This window comes from Methylobacterium sp. FW102-HT35C08 (assembly GCF_058790235.1).
In genome coordinates this window covers 5929005-5953682 of record NZ_JBYTCL010000002.1, presented here as the reverse complement: position 1 = coordinate 5953682, position 24678 = coordinate 5929005, and the positions used below count along the sequence as shown (strand labels likewise).

At 71.2% G+C, this 24678-nt stretch carries 27 protein-coding genes; 16 read left to right on the top strand and 11 right to left on the bottom strand.

The genetic code is table 11. From position 1 onward, the window contains the following. Nucleotides 1–118: 118 nt before the first annotated feature. The gene (locus AC3WSN_RS28500) at nt 119–1108 is read left to right on the top strand and encodes a sterol desaturase family protein (protein WP_192706541.1); all 990 of its coding nucleotides are present in this window, start codon (nt 119–121) and stop codon (nt 1106–1108) included. 2 nt (nt 1109–1110) lie between these two features. Beyond that, a complete protein-coding gene (locus tag AC3WSN_RS28495) occupies nt 1111–2241 on the top strand; it encodes a GNAT family N-acetyltransferase (RefSeq protein WP_492543313.1) in 1131 nt (376 codons plus the stop codon). A gap of 31 nt (nt 2242–2272) precedes the next feature. Here the strand turns inward: AC3WSN_RS28495 and AC3WSN_RS28490 are convergent, their stop codons facing one another. Together AC3WSN_RS28490 and AC3WSN_RS28485 are read right to left on the bottom strand one after the other, a co-directional pair. Beyond that, nucleotides 2273–3610 carry a polysaccharide biosynthesis protein gene (locus AC3WSN_RS28490; RefSeq protein ID WP_492542531.1) on the bottom strand — a complete coding sequence of 446 codons (1338 nt, stop codon included), beginning with the start codon at nt 3608–3610 and terminating at the stop codon, nt 2273–2275. Nucleotides 3611–3734: 124 nt separating this feature from the next. Then, nucleotides 3735–4919 carry an aminotransferase class V-fold PLP-dependent enzyme gene (locus tag AC3WSN_RS28485; protein ID WP_492542529.1) on the bottom strand — a complete coding sequence of 395 codons (1185 nt, stop codon included), beginning with the start codon at nt 4917–4919 and terminating at the stop codon, nt 3735–3737. Between the two features lie 53 nt (nt 4920–4972). Between AC3WSN_RS28485 and AC3WSN_RS28480 the strand changes: the two genes are divergently transcribed. After that, nucleotides 4973–5611 (top strand): molybdopterin-binding protein, encoded by a 639-nt coding sequence (locus AC3WSN_RS28480; RefSeq protein WP_492542527.1) that lies wholly within the window; start codon nt 4973–4975, stop codon nt 5609–5611. Nucleotides 5612–5677: 66 nt separating this feature from the next. Further along, on the top strand, nt 5678–6550 hold the full coding sequence (locus tag AC3WSN_RS28475) for a 4-(cytidine 5'-diphospho)-2-C-methyl-D-erythritol kinase (RefSeq protein ID WP_492542525.1): 873 nt from the start codon (nt 5678–5680) through the stop codon (nt 6548–6550). An 11-nt stretch (nt 6551–6561) separates the two neighbouring features. Here AC3WSN_RS28475 and AC3WSN_RS28470 read toward each other — a convergent pair whose 3' ends face one another. Continuing rightward, nucleotides 6562–7035, bottom strand: a complete 474-nt coding sequence (locus tag AC3WSN_RS28470; RefSeq protein WP_492542523.1) for a hypothetical protein — start codon at nt 7033–7035, stop codon at nt 6562–6564. Then, nucleotides 7032–8846 carry a chloride channel protein gene (locus AC3WSN_RS28465; protein ID WP_492542521.1) on the bottom strand — a complete coding sequence of 605 codons (1815 nt, stop codon included), beginning with the start codon at nt 8844–8846 and terminating at the stop codon, nt 7032–7034. Before AC3WSN_RS28465 ends, AC3WSN_RS28470 begins: the two co-directional genes overlap by 4 nt. 162 nt (nt 8847–9008) lie before the next feature. On the opposite strand from AC3WSN_RS28465, the gene AC3WSN_RS28460 reads away from it, so the two are divergent. Beyond that, nucleotides 9009–9449, top strand: coding sequence for a MarR family winged helix-turn-helix transcriptional regulator (locus AC3WSN_RS28460; RefSeq protein ID WP_492542519.1), 441 nt, complete (start codon nt 9009–9011; stop codon nt 9447–9449). Between the two features lie 42 nt (nt 9450–9491). After that, nucleotides 9492–10370, top strand: coding sequence for a protein-L-isoaspartate O-methyltransferase family protein (locus AC3WSN_RS28455; protein WP_492542517.1), 879 nt, complete (start codon nt 9492–9494; stop codon nt 10368–10370). 11 nt (nt 10371–10381) lie between these two features. Here AC3WSN_RS28455 and AC3WSN_RS28450 read toward each other — a convergent pair whose 3' ends face one another. Further along, complete coding sequence (locus AC3WSN_RS28450) at nt 10382–11401, bottom strand: polyprenyl synthetase family protein (RefSeq protein WP_492542515.1); 1020 nt, start codon at nt 11399–11401, stop codon at nt 10382–10384. A 171-nt stretch (nt 11402–11572) separates the two neighbouring features. On the opposite strand from AC3WSN_RS28450, the gene AC3WSN_RS28445 reads away from it, so the two are divergent. Both AC3WSN_RS28445 and AC3WSN_RS28440 read left to right on the top strand, forming a co-directional pair. After that, a complete protein-coding gene (locus AC3WSN_RS28445) occupies nt 11573–11797 on the top strand; it encodes a putative signal transducing protein (protein ID WP_210032554.1) in 225 nt (74 codons plus the stop codon). Beyond that, nucleotides 11794–12537, top strand: a complete 744-nt coding sequence (locus AC3WSN_RS28440) for a tRNA1(Val) (adenine(37)-N6)-methyltransferase (RefSeq protein WP_492542513.1) — start codon at nt 11794–11796, stop codon at nt 12535–12537. Before AC3WSN_RS28445 ends, AC3WSN_RS28440 begins: the two co-directional genes overlap by 4 nt. A gap of 9 nt (nt 12538–12546) precedes the next feature. Here AC3WSN_RS28440 and AC3WSN_RS28435 read toward each other — a convergent pair whose 3' ends face one another. Next, nucleotides 12547–12858 (bottom strand): hypothetical protein, encoded by a 312-nt coding sequence (locus tag AC3WSN_RS28435; RefSeq protein WP_192706531.1) that lies wholly within the window; start codon nt 12856–12858, stop codon nt 12547–12549. A 38-nt stretch (nt 12859–12896) separates the two neighbouring features. Continuing rightward, nucleotides 12897–13571 (bottom strand): trna delta -isopentenylpyrophosphate transferase, encoded by a 675-nt coding sequence (locus AC3WSN_RS28430; RefSeq protein WP_192706530.1) that lies wholly within the window; start codon nt 13569–13571, stop codon nt 12897–12899. A gap of 471 nt (nt 13572–14042) precedes the next feature. Between AC3WSN_RS28430 and AC3WSN_RS28425 the strand changes: the two genes are divergently transcribed. From AC3WSN_RS28425 to AC3WSN_RS28415, 3 genes are read left to right on the top strand one after another with little or no spacing between them, the layout of a single operon-like run. Beyond that, nucleotides 14043–14840, top strand: coding sequence for a heme ABC transporter permease (locus tag AC3WSN_RS28425; protein WP_192706529.1), 798 nt, complete (start codon nt 14043–14045; stop codon nt 14838–14840). Between the two features lie 10 nt (nt 14841–14850). After that, nucleotides 14851–14994 carry a heme exporter protein CcmD gene (gene ccmD / locus AC3WSN_RS28420; RefSeq protein WP_192706528.1) on the top strand — a complete coding sequence of 48 codons (144 nt, stop codon included), beginning with the start codon at nt 14851–14853 and terminating at the stop codon, nt 14992–14994. Continuing rightward, a complete protein-coding gene (locus tag AC3WSN_RS28415) occupies nt 14991–15605 on the top strand; it encodes a DsbE family thiol:disulfide interchange protein (protein ID WP_192706527.1) in 615 nt (204 codons plus the stop codon). Before ccmD ends, AC3WSN_RS28415 begins: the two co-directional genes overlap by 4 nt. Before the next feature lie 3 nt (nt 15606–15608). Here AC3WSN_RS28415 and AC3WSN_RS28410 read toward each other — a convergent pair whose 3' ends face one another. Then, nucleotides 15609–16223, bottom strand: coding sequence for a septation protein A (locus AC3WSN_RS28410; protein ID WP_238193947.1), 615 nt, complete (start codon nt 16221–16223; stop codon nt 15609–15611). A gap of 133 nt (nt 16224–16356) precedes the next feature. Beyond that, the gene (ftsY, locus tag AC3WSN_RS28405; protein WP_492542509.1) at nt 16357–17697 is read right to left on the bottom strand and encodes a signal recognition particle-docking protein FtsY; all 1341 of its coding nucleotides are present in this window, start codon (nt 17695–17697) and stop codon (nt 16357–16359) included. Nucleotides 17698–17754: 57 nt separating this feature from the next. Here ftsY and AC3WSN_RS28400 point away from each other — a divergent pair, with 57 nt between their 5' ends. Then, on the top strand, nt 17755–18429 hold the full coding sequence (locus AC3WSN_RS28400) for an RluA family pseudouridine synthase (protein ID WP_192706524.1): 675 nt from the start codon (nt 17755–17757) through the stop codon (nt 18427–18429). Between the two features lie 327 nt (nt 18430–18756). Here AC3WSN_RS28400 and mtaB read toward each other — a convergent pair whose 3' ends face one another. Next, nucleotides 18757–19983 (bottom strand): tRNA (N(6)-L-threonylcarbamoyladenosine(37)-C(2))-methylthiotransferase MtaB, encoded by a 1227-nt coding sequence (gene mtaB / locus AC3WSN_RS28395; RefSeq protein ID WP_492542507.1) that lies wholly within the window; start codon nt 19981–19983, stop codon nt 18757–18759. Beyond that, nucleotides 19983–20870, bottom strand: a complete 888-nt coding sequence (gene dapF / locus AC3WSN_RS28390; RefSeq protein WP_192706522.1) for a diaminopimelate epimerase — start codon at nt 20868–20870, stop codon at nt 19983–19985. The genes mtaB and dapF overlap by 1 nt, the downstream gene beginning before the upstream one ends. A gap of 197 nt (nt 20871–21067) precedes the next feature. Between dapF and AC3WSN_RS28385 the strand changes: the two genes are divergently transcribed. From AC3WSN_RS28385 to AC3WSN_RS28370, 4 genes are all read left to right on the top strand, one after another. Beyond that, nucleotides 21068–21811 carry a GyrI-like domain-containing protein gene (locus AC3WSN_RS28385; protein WP_192707336.1) on the top strand — a complete coding sequence of 248 codons (744 nt, stop codon included), beginning with the start codon at nt 21068–21070 and terminating at the stop codon, nt 21809–21811. A gap of 245 nt (nt 21812–22056) precedes the next feature. Further along, the gene (locus AC3WSN_RS28380; RefSeq protein WP_492542505.1) at nt 22057–22818 is read left to right on the top strand and encodes an endonuclease III domain-containing protein; all 762 of its coding nucleotides are present in this window, start codon (nt 22057–22059) and stop codon (nt 22816–22818) included. Nucleotides 22819–22911: 93 nt separating this feature from the next. Next, complete coding sequence (gene trpS, locus AC3WSN_RS28375) at nt 22912–23976, top strand: tryptophan--tRNA ligase (RefSeq protein WP_492542503.1); 1065 nt, start codon at nt 22912–22914, stop codon at nt 23974–23976. Beyond that, nucleotides 23973–24674: a haloacid dehalogenase type II gene (locus AC3WSN_RS28370; protein WP_492542501.1), complete on the top strand. Its 702-nt coding sequence runs from the start codon at nt 23973–23975 to the stop codon at nt 24672–24674. Before trpS ends, AC3WSN_RS28370 begins: the two co-directional genes overlap by 4 nt. Nucleotides 24675–24678: the final 4 nt, after the last annotated feature.

Below are 24678 nucleotides of genomic sequence, written 5' to 3'. Positions count from 1 at the left end.
AAGTGGGGGTGAGCACCGGTCGAAGGTCTTGCCGGCGATCTATCCGGGTTCAAGCGTGGCAGCGCACGCGCCGCATTCGCGGGAATCGGGCCTTTTTCGGCGAAGGGAACGCGGCTTTATGGATATTGCCCATTTCATCCAGCAGATTATCCAGAAGGTCTCGGCCGAGAATCTGCTCGCGGCGGGCATGCTGTTCGCGACCGCGCTCGGTTGCGCGCTGATCGCGTATCTCCGAACAGCGGAGAGATACTCGTTCGCGGAATTCTTCGAATTCACGATCCCCCGTGAGGTGATCGCGCATCCGTCCGCGCGGGCGGACCTGCTGTTCTACATCACCCGCAAGGCGATCATGCCGTTCCTGCTGATCCCGGCCGGCGTGACCTTCGTGGTCGCAGTCGGCTATGCCACCAACAGGGTCCTGGGCGCGATCTTCGGGATCCACGAGCCGGTCTTCGGCGCACCGGGAGCGATCACCGTGGTGATCTTCACCGCCACGATGCTCCTCGCCTACGACCTCTCCTATTACCTCTATCATACGGCCCAGCACCGCTATCCGTTTCTCTGGGAGCTCCACAAAGTCCATCACTCGGCCGAGGTCATGGTCGGCATCACCAAGGATCGGGTGCACCCGCTCGACGAGTTGATGAACCGGGCCTGGGACGGGGTGATCCCCGGGATCTGCTTCGGGATCTGGAGCCTCGTCGCCCTCAATCCCGTCGAGCTGACCGTGTTCGGCATCAACGTCTACATCATGCGCAACATCCTGATGATGGACTTCGTGCGGCACACGCATTTCAAGATCTCGTTCGGGCCGCTGAACAACGTCGTGCTGTGCCCCCACTGGCATCAGCTCCATCACTCCACCGCACCGCATCACTACGACAAGAACTTCGGCCTGCTGTTCTCCTTCTGGGATCGCCTGTTCGGGACGCTGTGCGTGCCGGAGCCCAACGAAGATTTCAAATTCGGGCTCGTCGATCGGGATGTTGCGGATTATCAATCCCTCTCGGGCCTCTACCTGCTGCCGCTGAAGAAGATGGGCCGGCGGATCACGCGGCAGGCCAGGCGCCTGCGCGGAGCCGTGTCTCAGCCGCGTCCGGGCGCATGACCATGGCCCTCGAGCACTTCGAGACGATTCGCACGAGCGAGCGGCTGGCCGAGGTCGGTCCGGCCTGGACCGACCTGTGGCGACGCAGCGGCGCCCTCGTCTTCCAGAGTCACGCCTGGATCTCCGCCTGGTGGGCGAGCACGCCGGATCGGGAGCGCCGGGCCCTGGCCATCGTGCTGGCCTGGCGCGGGGAGTCGCTCGTCGGCGTGATGCCGCTCGCGACCGTGCGCCGGAAGGGCCTCCGGGTTCTCGAATGGGCCGCGAAGGAATGCGCGGATTTCGGTGACGCGCTCCTGGCCCCCGGGACGGACCGGGATCTCGTGCGGCGGATGTGGCGCCATGCCGGTCAGGCCGGCGGTTTCGACCTCGCCTACCTGAACCGGCTTCTCCCGGGCGCCGCAGCCCGGGCGCTGCTCGACAGCCCGGGCGGCGGGATCCGGCTGCGCCTGAACCATCGCGAGGAGGCGAATTGGCGGGTGCGCGGTCCCTGGAAATCCGGGGCGGCGTGGTTCGACGCACAGTCGAAGAAGACCCGCCAGAACTATCGGCGCGGCCAGAAATTCATGGGCGAGCGCGGCGCGCTGACCTTCCGCCTCCTCGGTCCGGAGGAGCCGCTCGCACCGGTTCTCGAGCGGCTGACCACCTTCAAGCGGGCCTGGCTCGCGGCCCATGGGCTGGCCTCGACGGCGTTCTACGACGAGGGATCGCAGGCTCTGCCTGCCATGGTCGAGGTCCTGCGCGAGACCGGGCTGCTCCATGCCTTCGTGCTGGAATGCGGCGGCGCGGTCGTGGCGGTCTCGATCAACTTCGTCCAGGCGGGCGCCATGATGGCCTTCGTCACCACCTACGATCCGGCCGCGGAGCGGGGCTCCCCCGGCATGGTCCTGATGATGGACTACATCATGTGGTCGATCGACCACGGGTTGCAGACCGTTGATTTCCTGTGCGGCGACGAGGGCTTCAAGGGCCGTTTCGGCACCGAGAACCTCACCCTGGCCTCGCTGATGGGCGCGCGCACGCCGCAGGGCGCGGCCGCACATTTCGTGGACCGCGCCCGCCACGCGTTGCGGGGCCGCTTCGGTACACCGGCGGCGGCCGTGGACACGGCGCCGGCCGCCGAGGCTGTCACCTGACGCGACAGATCCTTTCCGGACGCGCCCGGCCTCAGGTCGCGCAGGTGGCGGACGGCGCGGCGTGCGACATGCGCGCGAGGCTCCGAAAGGCGTTCACCGACCAGGCCAGCGTGGCGATCTCGGAGGCGAGCAGGCCGAGGAGCGCGGTGGCCGCCGGCAGGAGCAGGAGGGCCGGCACCATCAGGGCGAAGCCCAGCGCAGCGCTTGCCACGGCGCCCGCGGTGATGGTCCGGAACGCCGCCGATGCTTCCAGGTAGGCGCGGGGGAGCGCGTAGAGCAGCGAGACGGTGACCACGGCCCAGACGCCGAGCCCGATCCATCCGAGCGGCGCGTCGGCGAACCGCCCCTTGAACAGGATCTCCTCGATAAGCGGCAGCAGCGCGGCCATCGCGGCCCCGTAGGCGAGGCAGGCGCAGCCGAGCAGCGCCGCCTGGCGGATCACGATCCGCCGGGCCGCCTGAACCTGCCCGGTCGCGCGCAGCCGGATGATCTCCGGCAGGACCATGTTCATCAGCGCGCTCGTGGGAATGCGCAGGGGCGCGTAGAGCACGAGCGTCGCCGCGATGGGGGCGTAGGCGGCCGGGCCGGCGAGAAGGGCGAACAGCAGGGTCAGGCCCTGGCCCTGCACCGTCAGGCTGGTCACGCCCGCGAGCGACCAGGCCAGGGTTCGCCAGATCGCCCGGTAGCGCGCCCGGGTCCGCGCGTGCAGCGAGATCCGGAGCCGCTCGCGGAGCACCCCGTAGGCCACCGCGATGGCGACCGCGTGAGCCAGCGCGATCGCCGCGAAGGCATGATCGAGGAGCACCGCGCCCGAACCGTCGAGACCGAGTGCCGCGAACACCGTCCCGCAGGCGGCGTAGACGACGTCGCTGAGCCCGGCGATCCGCGCACGGCCGCGGGCGAGGAGCACGATCCGCAGGTAGCTGCGGAAGGCGTAGAGACCCACGAAAGCCCCGGCCGCCAATGCGCCGAGGCCGATCACCGGGACGAGGGCGAGCCCGACGCCGACGCCCATCACGCCGGAGACCAGCAGCGCGCCGGAGCCGAACATCACGTCGTAGCCGAGAGCTGCCGGCCGGCCGATGCTGCGGGCGACATGCAGGGTCGCCGGAATCGCCACCAGCGCGCGGATGTAGGTGATGCCGACGGCGCCCACCGTGAACACGATCGCGAACAGCCCGTAATCGTGCGCGTCGAGTTCGCGTACCAGCAGGATGTTCAGGACGAAGTGGAACAGGCTCTGGGTCAGCTCGCCGGAGAGGATCACGGCGAACCGCCCCGAGACGGCAGCCCTCAGCGCACCGGGCAGCCGGCCGGGCCGCGTACGGCCGGCATCCGTCGTGCGCAGAAGGTCATCGGGATACGACATAGGTCTCGACATACGCGTGCGGGCAGCCTTTCTCCGCAGGCAGCGAGAGAGGCTGCCGGCGGAGACCTAGGCGTCGGGGATCGGCACGGCATCCGCACTGTCCCGGACGCTTGGCCTAGCCTTGCTACGTTCCCGCAGCGTGTCTGGTTTCACGTCCGAATTCGTCCTGCAGTGCGGCGAGACAGCGCGCGAGGTCATCCTCGTCGGCCCAGACATGCGGGCTGATGCGCAGGGCCTGCGCGCGCTCACTCACGAACACGCCCCTGCGGCGGAGGCGATCGACGACGCCCGCGGGAAGCCCGCTCGGCGAGCGCAATCCGAGGATGTGGGGCACACGCAGGTGCCGCGGCGCGACCGAGAGCGGCAGCGCCGCGGCTGCCTCCGCGAGTCGATCCGTGAGCCCGCGCAGCCGGGTCGCCACGGCCGGCACGCCCCAGCCGGCGATCAATTCCAGCCCGGTCGCCGCCATGGGCAGAGCGACGGGATCGTTCAGCTCGCCGCGATCGTAGCGGCGCGCGCCCACGGCCGGGGGGCGGTTCCCCAGATTGTCCTCGATCGCGGTGCCGTCCTGCCGGTGGGGCGCGGCGTAGAGGAAGCCGAGGCCGTAGGGTCCCAACGCCCATTTGTAGGTCGGGAAGGCCAGGAAGTCGGGCCGCCAGCGCGCGACATCCACCGGCACGGCACCCACCGCCTGCGTCGCGTCGATCACCAGAGCCGCGCCGGTCCGGTGGACCGCGGGCGCCAGGCGGTCGAGATCGATCAGGCCACCGTCGGTCCAGTGCAGCGGGGTCAGGGTCGCGAGCGCGAGCGGCGGGGCACCCGGGCGCTCGATTGCGTCCAGGATTGCGGCGGTCCAGTCGCCGTCCCGGGGACGCGCGACCTCCTCGACGACGAGGCCGTGGACGGCGGCGAGCGTGTCGAACGCGAAGCGCAAGGACGGGAACTCGTCGGCGACCCGCAGCAGGCGCCCGCCCGGCATCGGCTCGATGTTGCGCGCGGCGACGGCCATGGCGTGGCTGATCGAGCCGACGATCGCGACGTCGTCGGCGGCCGCCCCGATCAGCCCGGCGGCGGCCGCACGGGCCCGCTCGGCCCAGGCGGGGATCGCCTCGCGGGGGTGCTCCCAGGGACGGCTCTTGGTCAGGATGCCAGCCTCGCCGGCCGCGCGGACGGCCCGCGGCAGGGGCGACCACGCCGCCGCGTCGAAGTAGCTGACCTCGGGCGGGACCTCGAAAAGGTGGCGCTGGGACGGGAGCTCTTCGGCGGTCGACATGGCGGGACCGTAGAGGATCGGACCCGTCGGAGCCACGCTCCGGAGCTTGATCGCGCCGCCCCGATGCCGCAAGCCGGCGGACCACATCCGTGAGGCCGCCCGTGCCGCCCGCCGGCATCCACGATGCCAACCGGCCGATGCTCGCCGCCCTTCTCTGCCGTCTCGGCACCGTGCCGGTCGATTTCGGCATCCTGCGCGATTCGGCCGCCTCTCTCCGGGAGCGCGTCGCGGCGGTGGCGGCGGATCACGACCTGATCGTGACCTCGGGCGGCGTCTCGGTCGGCGAGGAGGATCACGTCCGCACCACCGTTGAGGCCTCGGGCGGCCTGACCTTCTGGCGCCTCGCGATCAAGCCGGGCCGGCCCGTGGCCCTCGGGCATGTCGCCGGCACGCCCTTCATCGGCCTGCCGGGCAACCCGGCCGCCGCCTACGTGACGGCGCTGGCGATCCTCCGCCCGCTGGTCCTGCACCTGTCGGGGGCGCTGGACGCGGCGCCGTCGCTCACCGTGCGGAGCGGCTTCGCCAGCGCGAAGCGTCCGGGCCGGCGCGAGTTCCTGCGCGTGTGCCTCCGGCCGGGCGCGGATGGGACACCCGAAGCCGTCCCGGCGCCCGGGGGCGCCCTGTCGAGCCTGTCCGGCAGCGACGGGCTGGTGGAACTCGCCGAGGACCTGACCGCGATCCGCGTCGGCGATGCCCTCCCCTATACCGCGCACGGCGATCTCGGCTGAGCTGTTGTTCCCGTGCGCGAGCCTGTAGAGCCTCGCGGAGCGCTTCCACCACCGTTTCGAGATCCCGTGTCCCTGCTCGCAGACCGCGCCCCCGCCAAGGTCAACCTGACGCTCCACGTTCTCGGACGGCGGGCGGGCGACGGCTATCACGTGCTCGAAAGCCTCGTGGCCTTCGCGGGCACCGCGGACCGGCTAACCCTGGATCCGGGCGCTCCGCTGGGGCTCGCCGTCAGCGGGCCGACGGCCGGGCCGGCTGGCCCGACGGCGGAGAATCTGGTGCTGCGCGCGGCCCGGGGGCTGGCCGCGCGGGTCCCGGACCTGCGGACGGGCGGCTTCCACCTGATCAAGCGCCTGCCGGTCGCCGCCGGCATCGGGGGCGGATCCTCCGATGCCGCCGCGGCCCTGCGCCTGCTCGCGCGCCTCAATGGGCTCGCCCTCGACCATCCGGCCGTCGTCGCGGCGGCGCGGGAGACCGGGGCCGACGTTCCGGTCTGCCTCGATCCGCGGGCCCGGATGATGCGCGGCGCCGGCGAGGACATCGGACCCGCCCTCGGCGTGACGCCGCTCCCGGCGGTGCTGGTCAATCCGGGCGTCGCGGTCCCCACCGCGCCGGTGTTCAAGGCGCTGGGCCTGACGGTCGGCGAGACGCGCGCGGGCGCGGCCCATCCGGTCATCGCCGCGGGTCTCGACCGGGACGCCCTCGTCGCGGCGATCGGCCCGGCCCGCAACGACCTCGAAGCGCCGGCCCTGACTGTGGCACCGGTGATCGGCGAGGTGCTGGCGGCACTGCGGGCGCGCGGCTGCCGGCTGGCGCGGATGTCGGGCTCCGGCGCGACGGTGTTCGCGCTGTTCTCCGACCGCCGCGGCGCGGTGCGCGCGGCGTCCGCCCTGCGCCGTGCCCATCCGGGCTGGTGGGTGGCGCCGACTTTCCTGCGCTGATGCGCGGGATCTCAGGCGGGCTCCGCCTCATAAAGCGTGACGACGCCGCCGGCCTCCGGCACCATCACGCGCCAGCATCGGGTCCGCGGCAACGCGGCCGGATCGACGGCGCTGGCGAGGCCGGTCGCGACATCGAAGAGCGCACCCCGTCCGGATTCATCGCGGCCGCACAGGTAGGCGCGCCCGTCACCGAGATGGAGGGCGGCCGCTGACGTCGCGGCTTGGCCGGATGCGGGGGCGCCGCTCGGCGCGATGACGGCGCCGCGCAATTCGAGAACGTCCGCGTCGGGCGGCAGATCGGAGCGGACGGGCAGGTGGCCGCCCTCCGTGCTGCGCCGGTTGAGCAGCAGCGCCGCCGGTCGCCCCTCCCGGCTGACCAGGAGGGCAAGATCCGGCCCGTCGCGGCCGGCCATCAGGCAGCAGGCCCCGGGCCGGACTCGGTCGAGCCTGATCGTCCGCCCCGGGATGCGAAGGCCCTCGGTCATGCTCCGACCTGTGTTCGGCGCGCATCGCGGCTGCGGAAGAACGCCCGCCGCTCGGCCTCGGCGCGCACCACGGTTGCGCGGACCTGGAGCAGGTCCTTGCGCGTCAAAAGTCCAACCAGCCGGCCGCTCTGCGGATCCGTGACCGGCAGGCGCCCCTGCCCGGCCGCGAGCATCACGTCGAGCGCGTGCGAGACCACGTCGCCCGGATGGACCACCGCGAGATCGGCATCCGAGACGCGCTCGCCGAGGGTGCCCTCCGCCGCGTCGCCGTCACGCTCCTCCAGGGCCCAGTCCAGCGCGTCGCTGCGCGAGACCAACCCGACGGGGCGGCCTGCCCCGTCGACGACCGGGTAGGCATGATGGGCTCCGTCCTCGATGGCCGTGAGCGCGTCGGTCAGCGGCAGGTCGGCGGCCAAGGTCTCGACCTTCGGGGTCATCACCGCCGCGACCCGCGCGAGGTCGTAGGGGTCGATCCCGTATTCACGGGTCACGTGCTGGCCGCGCCGGGCGATCTTCTCGGTGAGGATCGAGCGCTTCAGAAGCAGGACCGTGACCGCGTAGGCCGCCATGGTGGCGGCCAGCAGCGGGGCCAAAGCGGCGATGTCCCCCGTGACCTCGACCGCGAAGACCACGCCGGTGAGCGGTGCAGGCAAAGTGCCGCCGAGCATCGCGGTCATGCCGATCAGCGCCCAGAAGCCGTGCGCACCCGGCAGGAGCAGGCCGAGCAGCCATCCCACCGCACCACCGATGATCAGGAGCGGCGCGAGCACGCCGCCGGACGTGCCGGAGGACAGGGCGGCGAGCCAGATGATTGCCTTCACCGCCAGGATGGTCACGACGGCGCCGGCCAGCATGTGCCCGGACAGCAGATCGTGGATGACGTCGTAGCCGACGCCGAGCGCCCGCGGCTCCACGAGGCCGCCCAGGCCGACCACCACGGCGCCCAGGGCCGGCCACCACATCCAGTGAATGGGCAGCCGGCCGAAGCCGTCCTCAAGGGCGTACAGAATCCGCGTCAGGCTGCCCGAGATCAACCCGCAGGCGATGCCCACGGCCGCGCAGGCGGGCAGGCCCCACCACGGCAGGTTCGGGTTGTCCGCGAAGGGAAAGAGCGGGCCGGCCCCGAACAGGGCGGGACGCCAGCAGGCCGCCGTCACTGCCCCGACCGTCACCGGGACGAGGCTGCGCGGGCGCCATTCGAACAGCAGCACCTCGAGGGCGAGCAGCACGGCCGCCACCGGCGTGCCGAAGATCGCCGTCATGCCGGCGGCTGCCCCCGACACCAGGAGGGTCTTCCGCTCCGCGGCACTGAGATGGAAGAACTGGGCGAACAGGGAGCCCACCGCGCCGCCCGTGACGATGATCGGCCCTTCAGCGCCGAACGGGCCGCCGGTCCCGATCGCCACGGCCGACGAGACCGGCTTCAGCACCGCCACCTTGGGCGACATCCGGCTGCCGCCGATCAGGATCGCCTCCATGGCCTCGGGGATGCCGTGACCGCGGATCTTCTCGGAGCCATAGCGCGCCATGGCGCCGACGATCAGCGCGCCGATCACCGGGATGGCGACCATCCACGGCCCTGGCGTCGCGTCCGCGAGGGAGGTCAGGGCCGTGTCGAAGCGGCCGTACCACGCGAAGTTGGTCACGAGGCCGATCAGCGTCAGCAGGATCCAGGCGGTGCCGCTCGCGGCGGTGCCGGTGACCACGGCCATCCCGGCCAGCGTCAGGACCCGTCGATCCGCGCTGAAATCGCCCAACGCGCGGCGCAGCGGCCTCTCGCCACCACGCTCGATCTCGGTCCCGCCGTTCATCTGGATCTCCGGTTGGTGTGTCCGCCATTTATGTCGTGATACGATATATTCCACAACTGCGCGGCTGCGGACCGAACGCTGTTCGGGCCTTGTGGGGGGTCGGGCCGGCGGTGGCACAGAAGGCGCACGCCGGGATCCGAGCCGGGACATCTGGAGGCCGTGATGAGTCACGCAGCGCGGAAGGGCGACGCACACGCCGAAGCGCTCTCGCCTGAGCAGTACGCGGCGCTGGCGGATTTCCGGTTCCGGCTCCGACGGTTTCTTGCTTTCAGCGAGGCCGCCGCCGCCCGGGCGGGTTTGCCACCTCAGCAGCATCAGGCGCTGCTGACCCTCGCGGGCCATGCCGGGCGCCAACCCGCTACGGTCGGCCTGCTGGCCGAGCAGCTCCTGATCGCCCCCCACAGCGCCGCGGAGCTGGTCACCCGGATGGTCGAGGGCGGTCTGCTCGCCAAGGCGCGCGCGGCGGACGACCGGCGACGGAGCGAGCTGTCGCTCACCCCCCGGGCCGAGGCGCTGCTGAGGACCTTGACGGCGGCCCATCTGGAAGAGCTCCGCGATCTCGCACCGGCGCTGGTCGAGGCGTTGAAGCCGGCCGTGCCTTGACGGCGCGCGACGCCGGTGGCCCGCTTGCTGCGGGAGCAACCGATGGCAAGCCGGAGCGACTCAGAAGCGCGCAGCGCCAAGCTGCGAAAGGTCTACGCGGCCCTGGTCGCGGGCCCCGCGTCGGTCGCGGACCGGCGGATCGAGGCGGCCTTCGCGGCGATCCCACGGGAAACGTTCGCCGGGCCGGCGCCCTGGACGATCCTGACACCGGCGCCCCGTCGGTTGCGGCAGCGCGGTCCGGTCTACGTGCGGACGCCGGACGACGATCCCGCCTTTCTCTACCAGGACGTGCTGATCGCGCTCGACGCCGAGCGCGGCATCCATATCGGCCAGCCAAGCCTCCACGCCCTCTGCCTCGACGCCCTGGCGCCGCAGCCCGGCGAGACCGCGCTCCAGGTCGGCACCGGCAGCGGCTACTACACGGCGCTGCTGGCGCATCTGGTCGGGCCGACAGGACAGGTCCACGCCTACGAGATCGATCCGGACCTCGCCGCCCGTGCAACCGCCAACCTCACGCCCTGGCCCTGGGTGCAGGTCTGCGCACGGTCGGGCGTGTCGGACCTACTCCCCGCCGCCGACGCGATCTACGTCAATGCCGGCGCGGCGAGACCGGCCCGCGCCTGGCTCGGGGCTCTGCGGCCGGGCGGGCGCCTGCTCTTCCCGCTCCAGTCCGGTCAGGGCCGCGGCGGAATGCTGCTGCTGCAGCGGCCGAGCAGCGGGTCGGCTTGGCCGGCCCGGTTCGTGTCCTTCGCGATCTTCATACCTCTGCGGGACATGCCGCAAGAGGACGCCCCGGCACTCGCCACGGCCTTCGGCAGGGGCGACCTCCTGGCGGTGCGGTCATTCCGGCTCGCGGGACCGCGCGACACGAGTTGCTGGTACGATGGCGGCGATTGGTGGCTCTCCACGCAGGAACCCTGAGGTGTGCTGCCTCAGCGTGCCCGCGCCACGCAGAACTCCACGGCGCCGATGAGCGCCGTCTTCACCGGTCCGTCCGGGAAGACGTCGAGGGCCATCCGGGCCTGGGCGCCGTAATAGTGGGCGCGCGCGACGGTCTCCTCCAGGGCGCCATGGCGCTGGAGCAGATCGAGGGCCGTCTCCAGATCGTCGTCGCGGATCTCGCCCTGCTGGAGGGTCCGGCGCCAGAAGCCGCGCTCGCCCTCGCTGCCCCGGCGATGGGCCAGCACGATCGGCAGGGTGATCTTGCCCTCGCGGAAATCGTCGCCGACGTTCTTGCCGAGCTCCGCCGAGGTGCCACCGTAATCGAGCACGTCGTCGATCAGCTGAAAGGCGATGCCGAGATTCATCCCGTAGGCGCGGGCCGCCGCCTGCTCCGCCTCCGGCCGGCCGGCGAGGACGGGCCCGACCTCGCAGGCCGCGGCGAACAGCTCGGCGGTCTTGCCGCGGATCACCGCGAGATAGGCCGCCTCGTCGGTCTCGAGGTTCTTGGCGTTGGTGAGCTGCATCACCTCGCCCTCGGCGATCACCGTGGCGGCCGCCGAGAGGATGTCGAGCGCCCGGAGCGAGCCGACCTCGACCATCATCCGGAAGGCCTGGCCGAGCAGGAAGTCGCCGACCAGCACGGAGGCTTCGTTGCCCCACTTGATCCGGGCGGCCACGCGGCCGCGCCGCATGTCGCTCTCGTCGACCACGTCGTCGTGCAGGAGCGTAGCGGTGTGCATGAACTCGACGCTCGCGGCGAGCTTCACGTCGCCGTCGGTGTCGCCCGCGTAGTCGCAGAGCTTGGCGCAGGCGAGCGTCAGGATCGGGCGCAGGCGCTTGCCGCCGCTGGCGATCAGGTGATTGGCGACCTCGGGGATCATCGCCACGTCCGATCCCGTCCGCGACAGGATCGTGGTGTTGACCCGCGCCATGCCGTCAGCCACCAGCGCGACGAGGTCGTTCAGCCCCGCCTCGGCCTCGGGCTTCGGGTTCTCGATGGAGAGGGCCATACCCAAGATCCGTGACCTCCAGACCGGTTGCCCCACAGGGGGCGGGCGATCCCTTCGCACGCGCCCCGCGGCGCCGCAACATCGCTCCCGGCTGGATATGGTGTGCCGGAAACGCGGATCTCACGCGACGAAAGCGCCGATCCGCGCTCCTCTGACCTCGGTGCGCGCCCGATGATCGAGCTGATCCGTGCCAACGACGTCGTGCTGATCGGGTTCGCCCGCTCGGTTCTCGAAGCGGCCGAGATCCCGGTTCTCGTCGCCGACAGCCACATGAGCCTGATGGAGGGCTCGATCGGCGTGTTCGGGCAGCGCCTGCTGGTGCCGCGCGACCATGAGGCCCAGGCCCGGCGCCTGCTCGTCGATGCCGGGATCGCTCACGAGCTGCGCCAGCCGTGAGCCCGGAGCCGGACGGCTTTCTCGGCGGACGCCTGCGCCTGCATCAGCCACCGCGGGGCGCGCACAGGGCCGGGACGGACGCAATCCTGCTCGCGCAGCTGCTGGTTCCGGCGGCCGGCGATCGGCTCTGCGACGCCGGCGCCTCGACGGGCGCCGTCGGCCTCGGCTGCGCCGCGCTGGTGCCGGGCCTGAAGCCGACGCTGATCGAGCGCGATCACGACGTCGCCGAACTGGCTCGGGCGAATGCCGGGCTCAACGGCATCGAGGCTCGGGTGATCGAGGCCGACCTGCTCGCGTCCGCGGCGGAACGCCGCGCTGCGGGCCTGCTGCCGGACAGTTTCGACCTGGTGCTGACCAATCCGCCCTTCTTCGACGGCGGCCACCGGGCCTCGCCCAATCCAGGACGGGCGACCGCCCACACCTTTGCCGGGCAGGACCTCGACGCCTGGATCAGGGCCTGCACGGCGGTCCTTCGACCCGGCGGTCGCCTTGGGCTCATCCATCGGGCCGAGGCGCTGCCCGCCTGTCTCGATGCACTCAAGAGACGATACGGCGGCATCGCGATCCGCCCGGTCCACGCCCGGGCCGAGGCACCCGCGATCCGCCTCCTGATCAGCGCGACCAAGGGCAGCCGCGCCGCGCTGAGTCTGCGCCCGCCGCTCGTGCTGCACGATCCCGACGGGCGCTTCACCCCGGAAGCCGCAGCGCTCCATCGCGGAGCACCGTGGCGGCCCGCCTGACCCCTCCGTTCACGCGGCCAGGGCCGCCGGCTCCTCCTCGCGGATGCCGAGAAACCGCTCTACCTCGGTGAGATCCGGGAAGGACAAGAATTCCGGGCGCAGCGGCTCGGGCAGGCCTTCGAAATTGAGCCCCGGGAACGTATCGGGGTGCGGATAGAGCTGCCAGGCGGCACCGGGTTCCAGCGGTGGAAACAGGATCGCGACCTTCTCGGCGCCGAGCCGCACGATCCGCGATGGGCTGTACGACAAGGTCTCGATGCTCCAGCCCCGGTGGGCGTCCCGGCGGGCCTTCATGGTGCGGCGGCTCGTCGCGCGATGCATGGCGGTCTCCTTCGGTAGGGGGATCGATTGCGGATGGGTTAGGCGGCGCTCTTGCGGCCGGACCGCTTGGGCCAGCCGAGCGCCACGAGGCGCGCTTTTGCGTAGTCCCGGACCTCATCGCGGGTGCCGGCGGGCATCGTCGCCAGGACGGCCTGGGTGGCGCCGTCCAGCATCAGGTCCGTGACGGCGTTGATCGTCTCGGCCTCGTCGATCCGGCGCTTGAGATCGCCTTCGGCCTCGGTGATCTCGTCGAAGGCCGGCGGCTCCTCGAAATCCTCGTCCACGGCCCGGACCGCGGGCTGGTGGGCGCGGAACTCGTCGGCCTCTTCCTCCGAGTAGACGAGGCCGTGCAGCTCGATCAGCTTGAGGATGACGCGGTCCTTACCCCGCTTCTCGGCCATGGCGTAGACATAGGCCGCTTGCTTGCCCGAGACGCGGTAGTTCACATTCACCAGAGCCTCGCCCAGCGACCACTCGACCCGCTCGGTCCCGGGCTTCGCGCCGGGCAGGCGGCCGGTCACGAGGATCACGGCCTCGTCGCGCTCGGACCGGATGATGGTCGGCGGCTCGAACACGATCCCGGCCTGTGCGGCGATGCGCTCCAGCGTCTTGTGGTAGATCACGGCCGTTCCCTGGACGCGCCAGACGTTGCCCCCGAAGGGCTCGCCGTAGCGGACGAGGATGTCGGCGATCTGCTTGTCGGCGGTTCGCATGCGGGGCTCGTTCCGGCGGGATTGGGCCGCGTCGTCCACAGCTTTGTACGGCGACGCTCTTTTGTTCTCTTTTTGTTCGTCTCTATATGCGCAATCCTCCCGAGATGCGCAAGGGTCGGCCGCCGATTTCCGGGACTTCTGGGCCCATGGGATGGGCACCGCGCCCGGCCGTTCGGGCTCGCTGGGCGACGCGACCCGCTCCGTCATCCCGGGGCCGCGCAGCGGCGCCCCGGAACGACGGGGCTAATCTCGTCAGTTCGCGCGGGGTGTTGGACTGCGTCGGCATATGCGTGGGCATTTGGGGATGCTGACCCCGTGCCTGCGCATCTCTTCGGCGGATCACCCGCGCGGAACTCGCTCAGGGGACGCCCACTAAGTCGGTCTGCTGCAAAGCTGCGCCGGAGACTCGCATTGTTGCTGCACCGCATCCTAGGTTAGACCGCAGGAACGATGTCTGAGGCAGCCGCCGCGATGACCCCATCCCTCTGGACCCGCCTGTCGAATCCGAGCCACTTCATGCGGTGGTCAGGCGCGCTGGTGCCGTGGCTCACCGCCCTCTCGCTCGGCGTGCTGGCGGTCGGCCTGTACATGACCTTCTTCGTGGTGCCGCCCGATTACCAGCAGGGTGAGACCGTGCGGATCATGTACATCCATGTCCCCGCGGCATGGCTCGGGGTCTTCTTCTACGGTGCCATGAGCGTGTCGGCGATCGGCAGCCTGGTCTGGCGCCATCCGCTCGCTGACGTCGCCCAGCGCGCCGCGGCGCCGATCGGGGCCGCCTTCACGCTGATCTGCCTCGTCACTGGTTCCCTGTGGGGCAAGCCCATGTGGGGAACCTACTGGGTCTGGGACGCGCGCCTGACCTCGATGCTGATCCTGCTGCTGATCTATTGCGGCATCATCGCGCTGTGGCGGACCCTGGAGGACCCCAACCGGGCCGCGCGCGCGGTGGCGATCCTGACCCTCGTCGGCGCCGTGAACCTGCCGATCATCAAGTTCTCGGTGAACTGGTGGTCGACCCTGCACCAGCCGGCCTCGATCCTGCGCATGGGCGGGTCGACCATCGATCCGTCGATGCTCTACCCGCTGCTGGTCATGATCGCCGCCGCGACGCTCGGCGGGACGACCCTGCACCTCTACGCGATGCGCACCGAGATCATGCGTCGCCGGGTGCGGACGCTGACGATCCGCGAGGCCGAGCGCCTGGACCGGACCCAGCCGCGCCTCACCCCGACACCGGCGTCGCTGCCGGTCGGTCAGCCGGTCTAGGAGGACCGCGATGGATCTCGGATCTCACGGCGGCTTCATCCTGGCGGCCTACGGCTTCACGGGGCTGGTGATGGTTGCCCTCCTCGGCAACGCGATCCGCGACCGGCGGGCGCAGTTGCGCGCGCTCCGGGGCTTCGGCGAGGATCGGCGATGACCACCCCCCTCGACGAGGCGACCGGGCGGCCGCCGCCCGTCCGCCGCTCGCTCCTGCTGATCGTGCCGGCCCTCGCCTTCGCGGCGCTCGCCGCCGTGCTGTTCCTGCGCCTGCGCTCGGGCGCGGATCCGGCGGCCCTGCCCTCCGCGATGATCGGCAAGCCGGTGCCGAGCTTCGACCTGCCCGCCGTGCCGGGGCTGACCGCCGCGGGCGCACCCGTGCCGGGGCTGTCGAGCCGGGACCTGAAGGGGCAGATCACGGTGCTGAACGTCTTCGCCTCGTGGTGCGCCCCCTGCCAGGTGGAGCACCCGATGCTGATGCGGCTGGCGAAGGAGCCCGGGATCCGGCTCGTCGGCATCGACTATAAGGAGCCGAGCCCCGAGGCCGGCCAGCGCTTCCTGGCCCGGCACGGCGTGCCGTTCAGCGCGGTTGGGGCGGATGCCAGCGGACGGGCGGCCATCGATTTCGGCGTTTACGGCGTGCCCGAGACGTTCATCGTCGGACCCGACGGTGTGATCCGCGACAAGCTCGTCGGCATCCTGACGCCGGAGAACTTCGCGAGCGTGCTCGCGCGCATCCGCGCTGCCGGAAAGGTCGCGGCGGCGCAGTAGCGCCTACGCGCCGGGCTGCGGCTCCTTGCGCTCGTAGCGGGTCAGCAGCGGCGTCTGCGCCAGCGCGAACAGCACGGTGATCGGCATGATGCCGAACACCTTGAAGTTCACCCAGAAATCCTCCGTCTGGGTCCGCCACACCGCCTCGTTGAGCGCCGCCAGCACGAAGAAGAACACGCCCCAGCGGAAGGTGAGCTTGCGCCAGCCTTCCTCAGTGAGGCTGAACATCGAATCGAGCACCACCGACAGGAGCGAGCGCCCGAAGGCGAGTCCGCCGAGCAGCACCGTGCCGAACAGCGCGTTCACGATGGTCGGCTTGACCATGATGAAGGTCTTGTCCTGCAGCGCCAGGGTCAGGCCGCCGAACACCACCACGACCACACCCGAGACCAGCGGCATGATCGGCAGGCGGCGGACAAGGACGTAGTGGATCGTCAGCGCCACCACAGTGGCGGCGATGAACAGGCCGGTCGCCACGAACAGCTTCTGATCGGGCGCCACGCCGAAGCGCTCGGAATAGGCGTTGCCCAGGAAGAACAGTACCAGCGGCCCGAGTTCGAGCGCCAGCTTGACGAGCGGCGGCAGGTGTCGGCGCGGGGGGACGGATTCGATCTGCATGCGCTCTGGCTAGCTCGGATGCGGCGCCCTCGACATATCCGAGGCGCCGGACTCACTCGGTTGCGGGTGTGTGGAACGCGGGGCGGCCGAAGTCCATCACGGCGTGTGCCGAAGACCGACGGCCACCCGCGCCTCAATCCTTCTCCAGGCCGGCGATCGCCCGGGCGAAGTCGCGGGCCGCGAACGGCTCCAGATCCTCCACGCCCTCGCCGACGCCGATGAAGTGCACCGGCAGGCCGAACTTCGCCGCCAGCGCCACCAGGATCCCGCCCCGGGCTGTCCCGTCGAGCTTGGTCATCACGAGGCCGGAGACCGGCGCGGCCTGCGAGAACAGCTCCACTTGGCTCAGCGCGTTCTGGCCGACCGTGGCGTCGAGGACGAGGAGCGTCGCGTGCGGGGCGTCCGGATCCTGTTTGCGCAGCACACGGACGACCTTCTCCAGTTCCGCCATCAGCCCGGCCTTGTTCTGAAGCCGGCCGGCGGTGTCGATCAGGAGCACGTCGGTTCCGGCAGCCGAGGCTTGCTTCAGGGCGTCGAAGGCGAGCCCGGCCGCATCCGCGCCCTGCGCGCCGCTCACCACCGGCGTGCCGGTGCGGGCACCCCAAACCTTGAGCTGGTCGATGGCCGCGGCCCGGAACGTGTCGCCTGCCGCGAGCATCACGGTGCGCCCCTCCGCCCGGAGCTTCGAGGCGAGCTTGCCCAGCGTCGTGGTCTTGCCGGCGCCATTGACGCCGACAGTGAGGATCACGAACGGCTTCCGAGCGGCATCGATGGCGAGCGGCACGGCGACGGGCTCCAGGGCCCGCTCGACCTCGGTCGCCAGGATCGCCCGCACCTCGTCGGGCGAGATGCCCTTCTCGTATCGGCCCTTGCCGACAGCCTCCGAGATCCGCATCGCGGTCTCCAGACCGAAATCGGCCTGGATCAGGGCATCCTCCAAATCCTCCAGGGTGGTGGCGTCGAGCTTGCGCTTGGTGAACAGGCCGGTGACCCGGTCGGACAGAGCCGACGAGGTCCGCTTCATCCCGGAGGTGAGACGACTCCACCAGCCCTTGGCCTCGGGCTCGCGGCCCGGCCCGGCCCCGGCATCGTGTGCGAGGGCAGCGGCGGAATCGAGCGGCTGGATGTCGGGAGCCGGATCCGTGATCGGGGCGTGAACCGCGTCCCCGGTATCGACCGGATCGGCCCCGTGCTGCGGATCGTCGCCGGCCGTGCCGGCGGGCGGGCGCTCGGGCTCGCCGGCGATCGGCAGCAGATCCGCGCCCTCGACGACGTCGGCGACGGGCTCGCCCGTCTCCTCGAGTGGCAGCGGCACCTGCTCGACGTCTTCCGCCCCGGTGGCGAAGTCGGGCTGGCCCTCGGACGGCGACGCCGCCTCCGCCGGCAGTTCGGCCTCGGGCTTATCGTCGGCCGCCGCCTGGCCCTTTCGCCCGAACAGGCGTCCCAACCAGCCGGGCTTCTCCTCGCTCGCCATGCAATCGCGTCCTCAACCCACCTTGCCGACCCGGCGCCGACCCTCTAGCCGATCCGGATGCTCAACGCCTTCGACATAGGCGCGCGCCTCCTCTACCGCGATGCCCTGCTGCTCGTCATCGACAAGCCGGCGGGCCTGCCGGTCCATCCGGGTCCACGCGGCGGCGAGACGCTCACCGACCATCTCGACGCGCTCCGGTTCGGCCTGCCCCGCCGGCCCGAAGCCGCGCACCGGCTCGACCGGGACACGTCGGGCTGCCTCGCGCTGGGCCGCCACGCCAAGGCGCTGGCACGGCTGGGCAAGCTGTTCGCCGGTAGCGCCGTCGACAAGACCTACTGGGCGATCGTCGAGGGCGGCCCGTCCGAGGAGAGCGGCCGCATCGACCTGCCGCTGGCGCGGCGCTCGGACGATCCGCGCTCGTGGTGGATGAAGTCCGACCCGGCGGGGGACCCGGCGCTGACCTACTGGCGCGTGCTCGGGCGGTCGGACGGTCGGACTTGGCTGGAGCTGAAGCCGGTGACAGGGCGCACCCACCAGTTGCGGGTCCATTGCGCCGCCTCGGGCTGGCCGATCCGCGGCGACGCGATCTACGGCACCGCGCCACGCGGCAGCGCCCTGCACCTCCACGCGCAGACCCTCTCGATCCCGCTCTACCCGAAGCGCGATGCGATCACCGTGACGGCGCCGCCACCGCCGCACATCGCAGAGGTGGTGGGCGGAATGCGCGCCTGAATTGCACCGTCATCACGCGCGCAGCGACGAGAATCGCGGGCAGCGCGACGGCGCGGACGTGGCGCCGCTGGATGGCTTCGCTCCGCTCGCGAGGACGAACGGTCAGGGCCGCGATAGGCAGGTTCGGTTCCTCCGTCTGCAACCCTCCTGCGCTTCGGCACTGTCGTTGCGGGCGCGCCGCAGGTGAGAGCCCGGAACCCATAACCACGGCGTGATCCGGGTTTGGAGGAGCGTCCTTACGACACCGCGGCTCTGGATTCCGGGCTCCGCCGAGCGGACCCGAAATGACGGGGTTGATTGAGTAGGCACTCAAGCCAAGGCCGCGCGCTAGGCCCCGATGAGCCGCGTACCGTCGTGCCCGGCGATGGCAACGTTGTGGAACGTCCCCGCGGCTTCGGGCGTGGCGAGGCGCACCGCGGTGAAATCCGCGCTCCGCCCGACGCCGCCGCGCTCCGCCAGAACCGTCAGGCGGCGGCCGACCTGAGCGTCGAGGTGCCGCCGGAGGGCATCTCCTCCGGCCTCGCGCAGCCGCGCCCCCCGTGCGCGGATCGCCTCTGGGGCCACCGGCGGCATGCGCGCTGCGGGCGTTCCGGGACGGGGGGAATACGGAAAGACGTGCAGGTGCGTTAGGCCGCATTCCGCCACGAGATCGAGGGAACGGTCGAACTGCGCCTCGGTCTCAGTGGGAAAGCCGGCGATCAGATCCGCGCCGAACACCATATCGGGCCTGAGCCGCCGCGCCGTCTCGCAGAATCGGATCGCGTCGGCACGCAGATGCCGGCGCTTCATCCGCTTGAGGATCAGATCGTCGCCGGCCTGCAAAGACAGGTGCAGGTGCGGCATCAGACGCTCCTCCTCGGCAATGGCGGCGAGCAGCGCCGCGTCCGCCTCCACGGAGTCGATGGAGGACAGGCGCAGGCGCGCAAGGCCCGGCACCGCGCGCAGGATCTGCCGGACCAGGGTACCGAGGCTGAGCGGGGGCCCGGGAAGGTCGCGGCCATAGGCCGTGAGATCCACCCCGGTCAGCACCACCTCGCGGCCGCCATGGTCCACGATCCGCGCGATCTGCGTGACGACGTCGGCCGCCGGCACGGAGCGGGAATTCCCACGGCCGAAGGGGATGACGCAGAAGGTGCAGCGATGGTCGCAACCGTTCTGCACCGGCACGAACGCGCGGGTATGCCCGGCGACCGCCTCGATCCGCGTCGGTTCGGCCGTCCGCGCCGCCATCACCGCACCCGGTCCCGTGCCGGCCGCCGTCCATCCCTCGGGGCGGAGCTTCTCGCTGTTGCCGACGAGGCGCGACACCTCGGGCATCGCCGCGTAGGCCTCGGTCTCGACCTCGGCGCCGCAGCCGGTAACGAAGATTTCGGCCCCGGGCCGCTCCCGGGCGATGCGCCGGATCGCCTTCCGGGCCTGCCGCCCGGCCTCGGCGGTCACCGCGCAGGTGTTCACCACCACCCGATCCCGCCCGTCCGCCGCCGCGTGGGCCCGCAGAGCCTCGGACTCGACGATGTTGAGGCGGCAGCCGAACGTCAGGGTCTCGACCGTCATCAGGCCGCGCTGTCGAACAGCTCCGGCGCCAGGGTGCCCTCGGCGACGAGCGCGACCGGGCCGGTCATCAGGACGTGGTCGTCGGCGCGCCATTCGACGAACAATTCGCCGCCCGGCAGCGCGACATGCGCCTGCCGGCCGATCATGCGGAGCCGCGAGGCGGCCACCACGGTGGCGCAGGCGGCCGTGCCGCAGGCGAGCGTCAGCCCGGCCCCCCGCTCCCAGACCCGGAGCTTGATCGTCTCGCGGCCCGTCACCTGCGCCACCGAGATGTTGGCGCGCTCCGGGAACAGCGGGTGGTTCTCCAGCATCGGGCCGATCCGGGCGAGGTCGAAGCTGTCCGGATCCTGCTCCACGAAGAACACAGCGTGCGGGTTGCCCATGTTCACGGCACCCGGCGAATGGAGGATCGGATCGTCGATCGGGCCGATCTGCAGCTCGATTCGGCGGGTGTCGGGGAACGGCTCGGACAGAGGGATCTCGTCCCAGGCAAGCCGCGGCCGACCCATATCAACCGTGAAGGCGCGCTCGGAGACGCGACGCACGCCGAGGAGACCGGCCGCCGTCTCAAGGGTCAGTCGACCGCCCTCGGCGGGCCGGGCCATGGCCGGGTCGTCGAGCATCGCGTAGGCGACACAGCGCGTGCCGTTGCCGCAAGCGCCCGATTCCGAGCCGTCGGTGTTGTAGATCCGCATAAACGCATCGGTGCCCCGGCTCACGGGATCGTGCAGCACCATCAGCTGGTCGAAGCTCGACCCCGGATCCTGCGCAATCGCGCGCGCCTCTTCGGGCCGCACCGTCACCGAGGACCCGCGCAGGTCTAGCACCACGATCGCGTTGCCGGCGCCGTGCATCTTCAGGAAGCGTCTGTGGGCGAGTGCGCTCATGCGGTCCCGCAACGAGAGGGAAGTGGCGGGCTATATGGCAAAAGCGGCCCCCGAGCGCGAGAGGAACGCGCAGCGTGGCAGATGCGCCGCACCTGCAGCTCTCGTCCGCGGCGGTCTCGCGGGCCGTCCCGTTCGCCATTAGGTTATGCGCCGGGAGCCCGCGCGATCATCCGCTGGCCTCGACCGGAGCGCCCACCGTGATCCGCCTTCGTCCGCTCGTCGCCCTCTCGGCTGCTCTCGTGCTCGCGTCCGGCGGCCCGATCGCCGCCCAACAGCAGCCCGCCCCCCCGCCATCCACGGCGCCCGCGCCGGCCCAGACGAATCCGCTGCCGACGACGACGGCGCCGAACCCGGTGCCCGACCCGGGCAAGAGCCCGGCTCCGGCGCCCCAACAATCGGTGGCGCCTCCGCCCGCGGGCCAGTCCGCCGTGGGAACGCCCGCGCGGCCGACGCTCCTGGAGAAGGCCGGCGAGCCCGGCGACGTCGACGAGGTCACGCTGCCCGCCAAGCCGGCCGCGATCCTGTCCGGCAAGACCAAGTGGGAAGAGGCGGTTCCGAACCTCAAACAGGCCTTCGCGCGGATCGAGGCCGACCTCGCCAAGATCGGCGTCGCGCCGGCCGGCCGGCCGCTGGCGGTCTTCACCCGCACCGACGACGACGGCTTCGAGTTCGAGGCGATGATGCCGGTCTCGGCGGCCCCGAACCCGGCGCCGGCCGAGACTGACGGGCTGCGCTTCGGCACCACGCCCTCCGGCAAGGCGCTGCGCTTCGCCCACAAGGGCTCCTACGAGTCGATCGACAGCACCTACGAGACCCTGACCGCCTATCTCGATGCCAAGGACATCGTGGTGCAGGACCGGTTCGTCGAGGAATACGCCACCGACCTCAAGGACAGCACAGACGACAACCTCGACGTGAACATCTACGCCCTGGTGAAGTAGGCGGCCGCCATCCGGCGCCGATCCGCGGCGTCCCACTCGACTGCCACGTCCTGTTCGGGATCGAGCGCGGGTCCCCTCTCCCATGCGGGAGGGGGGTGAAGGTCACACGCTGCCGGCGGCCGCGCTTGCCGCCTGAGACGTGCGGACGGCGCAGCCTCTCCGGCGTGCGAACCCGACGACACGGACAGATCGCCGCTACCCCGCCACGGCAGGAACAGGGGCGTCGGCTCGCGGATTCGCCTGATATGCCCGCTGCCGACATCAGATCCGCGACCGTCCCGCGTCCGCGCCGCAAGGCGGCCCCCGCCGTCACGGATCCCGCGCTCGCCGAGAAGGCGCTCATCATTCACGCGCGGCTCTGCCCGGTCTACGGCTGCCCGATCCCGTACTTCCACAGCCTCGATCCGGTCAGCGAACTCGTCTCCTCGCTCCTGTCGCATCGGACGCGCAACGCCGAATCCGGCCGGGCCTTCAAGGCGCTGCGGGCGCGCTTCCCGGACTGGGAGGCGGTGATCGACGCGGACGTTCCGGAGATCGAGGCCGCCATCGCGGGCGTGACCTGGCCGGAGCTGAAGGCGCCGCGCATCCGCGACGTGCTCCGGGCGCTGCGCGACCGGTGCGGCAGCCTCGACCTCGCCTTCCTGGCCGACATGGAGGTCGAGGCCGCGCGGGCGTGGCTGCAGGCGATCCCGGGCGTCGGGCCGAAGACCAGCGCAGCGGTCCTGTCCTTCTCCACCCTGCGGATGCCGGCCCTGCCGGTCGACAGCCACCATCACCGGGTCGCCCAGCGCCTCGGGCTGATCGGCAAGTCGGTCGATGTCGGCCCGTCGCACCCGATCCTGCGGGCGCAGCTCCCTGCCGACTGGAGCGCCCAGGACCTCTACGACAATCACGAGATCCTGATGCTCCACGGCCAGCAGGTCTGCCACCATCATCGCCCGGCCTGCGGACGCTGCGTCCTGGTCGATCTCTGCCCGAGCGCGAAGCTGCCCACGCGGGAGCCCTGAGCGAATCCTTGACCGGTCCGGCCTACGGGTGCGAGTAACCCCGCGCCCGGACGGCGCTGAGCCCCGGCCTTACCTTGCTCAGGATCGGCGCCGATGGCCGCGTTCACCGAATTGGTCTTCTCGGGCGTCCAGCCCACCGGCAACCTGCACCTCGGCAATTACCTCGGGGCGGTGAAGCGCTTCGTGGAGATGCAGGAACGCGACGCGCAGTGCCTGTATTGCGTGGTCGACCTGCACGCGATCACCGTCTGGCAGGATCCCGAAGCCCTGCGCGGCCAGATCCGCGAGGTCACGGCCGCCTTCCTCGCCGCCGGCATCGATCCCAAGCGCTCGATCGTGTTCAACCAGAGCCAGGTGCCGCAACACGCCGAGCTCGCCTGGGTGTTCAACTGCGTCGCCCGCCTCGGCTGGCTGAACCGCATGACCCAGTTCAAGGAAAAGGCCGGCAAGGACCGGGAGAACGCCTCGATCGGCCTCTACGACTACCCGGTGCTGATGGCCGCCGACATCCTGGCCTATCGGGCGACGCACGTGCCCGTCGGCGAGGACCAGAAGCAGCACTTGGAGCTGACCCGGGACATCGCCCAGAAGTTCAACACCGACTTCTCGGGATCGATCACGGCGCACGGCCACGGCGACGCGTTCTTCCCGATCACGGAGCCGCTGATCGGCGGCCCGGCCGCCCGGGTCATGTCGCTGCGTGACGGCACCAAGAAGATGTCGAAGTCGGATCCCTCGGACAACGCCCGCATCAACCTCACGGACGACGCGGACGCCATCGCCCAGAAGATCCGCCGGGCCAAGACCGACCCTGAGCCCCTGCCCTCCGAGGTGGCGGGCCTGAAGGAGCGACCGGAAGCCGACAACCTCGTGGGGATCTACGCGGCACTGGCCGGTATCACCCGCGAAGACGTGCTGCGCGACTTCGGCGGGGCGCAATTCTCGACCTTCAAGCCGGCGCTCGCCGATCTCGCGGTGACGAGCCTCGCGCCGATCGCCGAGGAGATGCGCCGCCTCACCGCCGATCCGGGCCACATCGACGCCGTGCTGGCCGATGGCAGCGCCCGGGCCGAGACCATCGCGGCGCAGACGCTGGACGCCGTGAAGGACATCGTCGGCTTCGTCCGGCGCGGTCCGAGCCTACAGGCGGTGCGGTGACCGTCCGCGCGCTGATCTTCGACGTCTTCGGGACGCTGGTCGACTGGCGTTCCGGCGTCGCCCGCGAGGCGGGGCGGCTGCTCGCGCCCGTCGCGCCGAACCTCGATGCCGGCGCCTTCGCGGATGCGTGGCGCGCCCGCTACAACCCGTCGATGGAGACGGTGCGCTCCGGCGCCCGGCCCTTCGTCGACCTCGACACGCTCCAAGCCGAGTCGTTGCCCGACGTGCTGGCGCAGTTCGGCGTCACGGGCGTCTCCGAGGCCGTGCAACGGGAGCTGGTCCAGGCCTGGCACCGGCTCGACGCGTGGCCGGAGGTGCCGGACGCGCTGCGGCGGCTGCGGAAGAAGCACCTCCTGGCGCCGAACTCCAACGGGCATGTCCGGCTGATGGTCGACCTCGCCCGCCGTAACGGCCTGATCTTCGACGCCATTCTCGGGGCCGGCTATTCCCGCGATTACAAGCCGAAGCCGGCGCTCTACCGCGATGCAGTCGCGGCCTTCGGCTTCGCGGCCGGGGAGACCATGATGGTCGCCGCCCATTCCAACGACCTCGCGGCGGCGGCGAGCCACGGCCTGTCGACCGCCCACATCGCCCGCCCGCACGAGCACGGCCCGGCCGGCGGCGAGACCGCGCCGACGGTGCCGGTCACCCACGCGGCGCTGGACCTGGCGGATCTCGCCGACCAGCTCGGCTGCTGAGGCG

What these genes read in the sequence shown, in the direction of transcription:
- AC3WSN_RS28500 (WP_192706541.1), top strand. Translation starts at nt 119, where the DNA reads ATGGATATTGCCCATTTCATCCAGCAGATTATCCAGAAGGTCTCGGCC.
- AC3WSN_RS28495 (WP_492543313.1), top strand. Translation starts at nt 1,111, where the DNA reads ATGGCCCTCGAGCACTTCGAGACGATTCGCACGAGCGAGCGGCTGGCC.
- AC3WSN_RS28490 (WP_492542531.1), bottom strand. Translation starts at nt 3,610, where the DNA reads ATGTCGTATCCCGATGACCTTCTGCGCACGACGGATGCCGGCCGTACG.
- AC3WSN_RS28470 (WP_492542523.1), bottom strand. Translation starts at nt 7,035, where the DNA reads ATGACCGAGGGCCTTCGCATCCCGGGGCGGACGATCAGGCTCGACCGA.
- AC3WSN_RS28465 (WP_492542521.1), bottom strand. Translation starts at nt 8,846, where the DNA reads ATGAACGGCGGGACCGAGATCGAGCGTGGTGGCGAGAGGCCGCTGCGC.
- AC3WSN_RS28460 (WP_492542519.1), top strand. Translation starts at nt 9,009, where the DNA reads ATGAGTCACGCAGCGCGGAAGGGCGACGCACACGCCGAAGCGCTCTCG.
- AC3WSN_RS28455 (WP_492542517.1), top strand. Translation starts at nt 9,492, where the DNA reads ATGGCAAGCCGGAGCGACTCAGAAGCGCGCAGCGCCAAGCTGCGAAAG.
- AC3WSN_RS28450 (WP_492542515.1), bottom strand. Translation starts at nt 11,401, where the DNA reads ATGGCCCTCTCCATCGAGAACCCGAAGCCCGAGGCCGAGGCGGGGCTG.
- AC3WSN_RS28445 (WP_210032554.1), top strand. Translation starts at nt 11,573, where the DNA reads ATGATCGAGCTGATCCGTGCCAACGACGTCGTGCTGATCGGGTTCGCC.
- AC3WSN_RS28435 (WP_192706531.1), bottom strand. Translation starts at nt 12,858, where the DNA reads ATGCATCGCGCGACGAGCCGCCGCACCATGAAGGCCCGCCGGGACGCC.
- AC3WSN_RS28430 (WP_192706530.1), bottom strand. Translation starts at nt 13,571, where the DNA reads ATGCGAACCGCCGACAAGCAGATCGCCGACATCCTCGTCCGCTACGGC.
- AC3WSN_RS28425 (WP_192706529.1), top strand. Translation starts at nt 14,043, where the DNA reads ATGACCCCATCCCTCTGGACCCGCCTGTCGAATCCGAGCCACTTCATG.
- ccmD (WP_192706528.1), top strand. Translation starts at nt 14,851, where the DNA reads ATGGATCTCGGATCTCACGGCGGCTTCATCCTGGCGGCCTACGGCTTC.
- AC3WSN_RS28415 (WP_192706527.1), top strand. Translation starts at nt 14,991, where the DNA reads ATGACCACCCCCCTCGACGAGGCGACCGGGCGGCCGCCGCCCGTCCGC.
- AC3WSN_RS28410 (WP_238193947.1), bottom strand. Translation starts at nt 16,223, where the DNA reads ATGCAGATCGAATCCGTCCCCCCGCGCCGACACCTGCCGCCGCTCGTC.
- ftsY (WP_492542509.1), bottom strand. Translation starts at nt 17,697, where the DNA reads ATGGCGAGCGAGGAGAAGCCCGGCTGGTTGGGACGCCTGTTCGGGCGA.
- AC3WSN_RS28400 (WP_192706524.1), top strand. Translation starts at nt 17,755, where the DNA reads ATGCTCAACGCCTTCGACATAGGCGCGCGCCTCCTCTACCGCGATGCC.
- mtaB (WP_492542507.1), bottom strand. Translation starts at nt 19,983, where the DNA reads ATGACGGTCGAGACCCTGACGTTCGGCTGCCGCCTCAACATCGTCGAG.
- dapF (WP_192706522.1), bottom strand. Translation starts at nt 20,870, where the DNA reads ATGAGCGCACTCGCCCACAGACGCTTCCTGAAGATGCACGGCGCCGGC.
- AC3WSN_RS28380 (WP_492542505.1), top strand. Translation starts at nt 22,057, where the DNA reads ATGCCCGCTGCCGACATCAGATCCGCGACCGTCCCGCGTCCGCGCCGC.
- trpS (WP_492542503.1), top strand. Translation starts at nt 22,912, where the DNA reads ATGGCCGCGTTCACCGAATTGGTCTTCTCGGGCGTCCAGCCCACCGGC.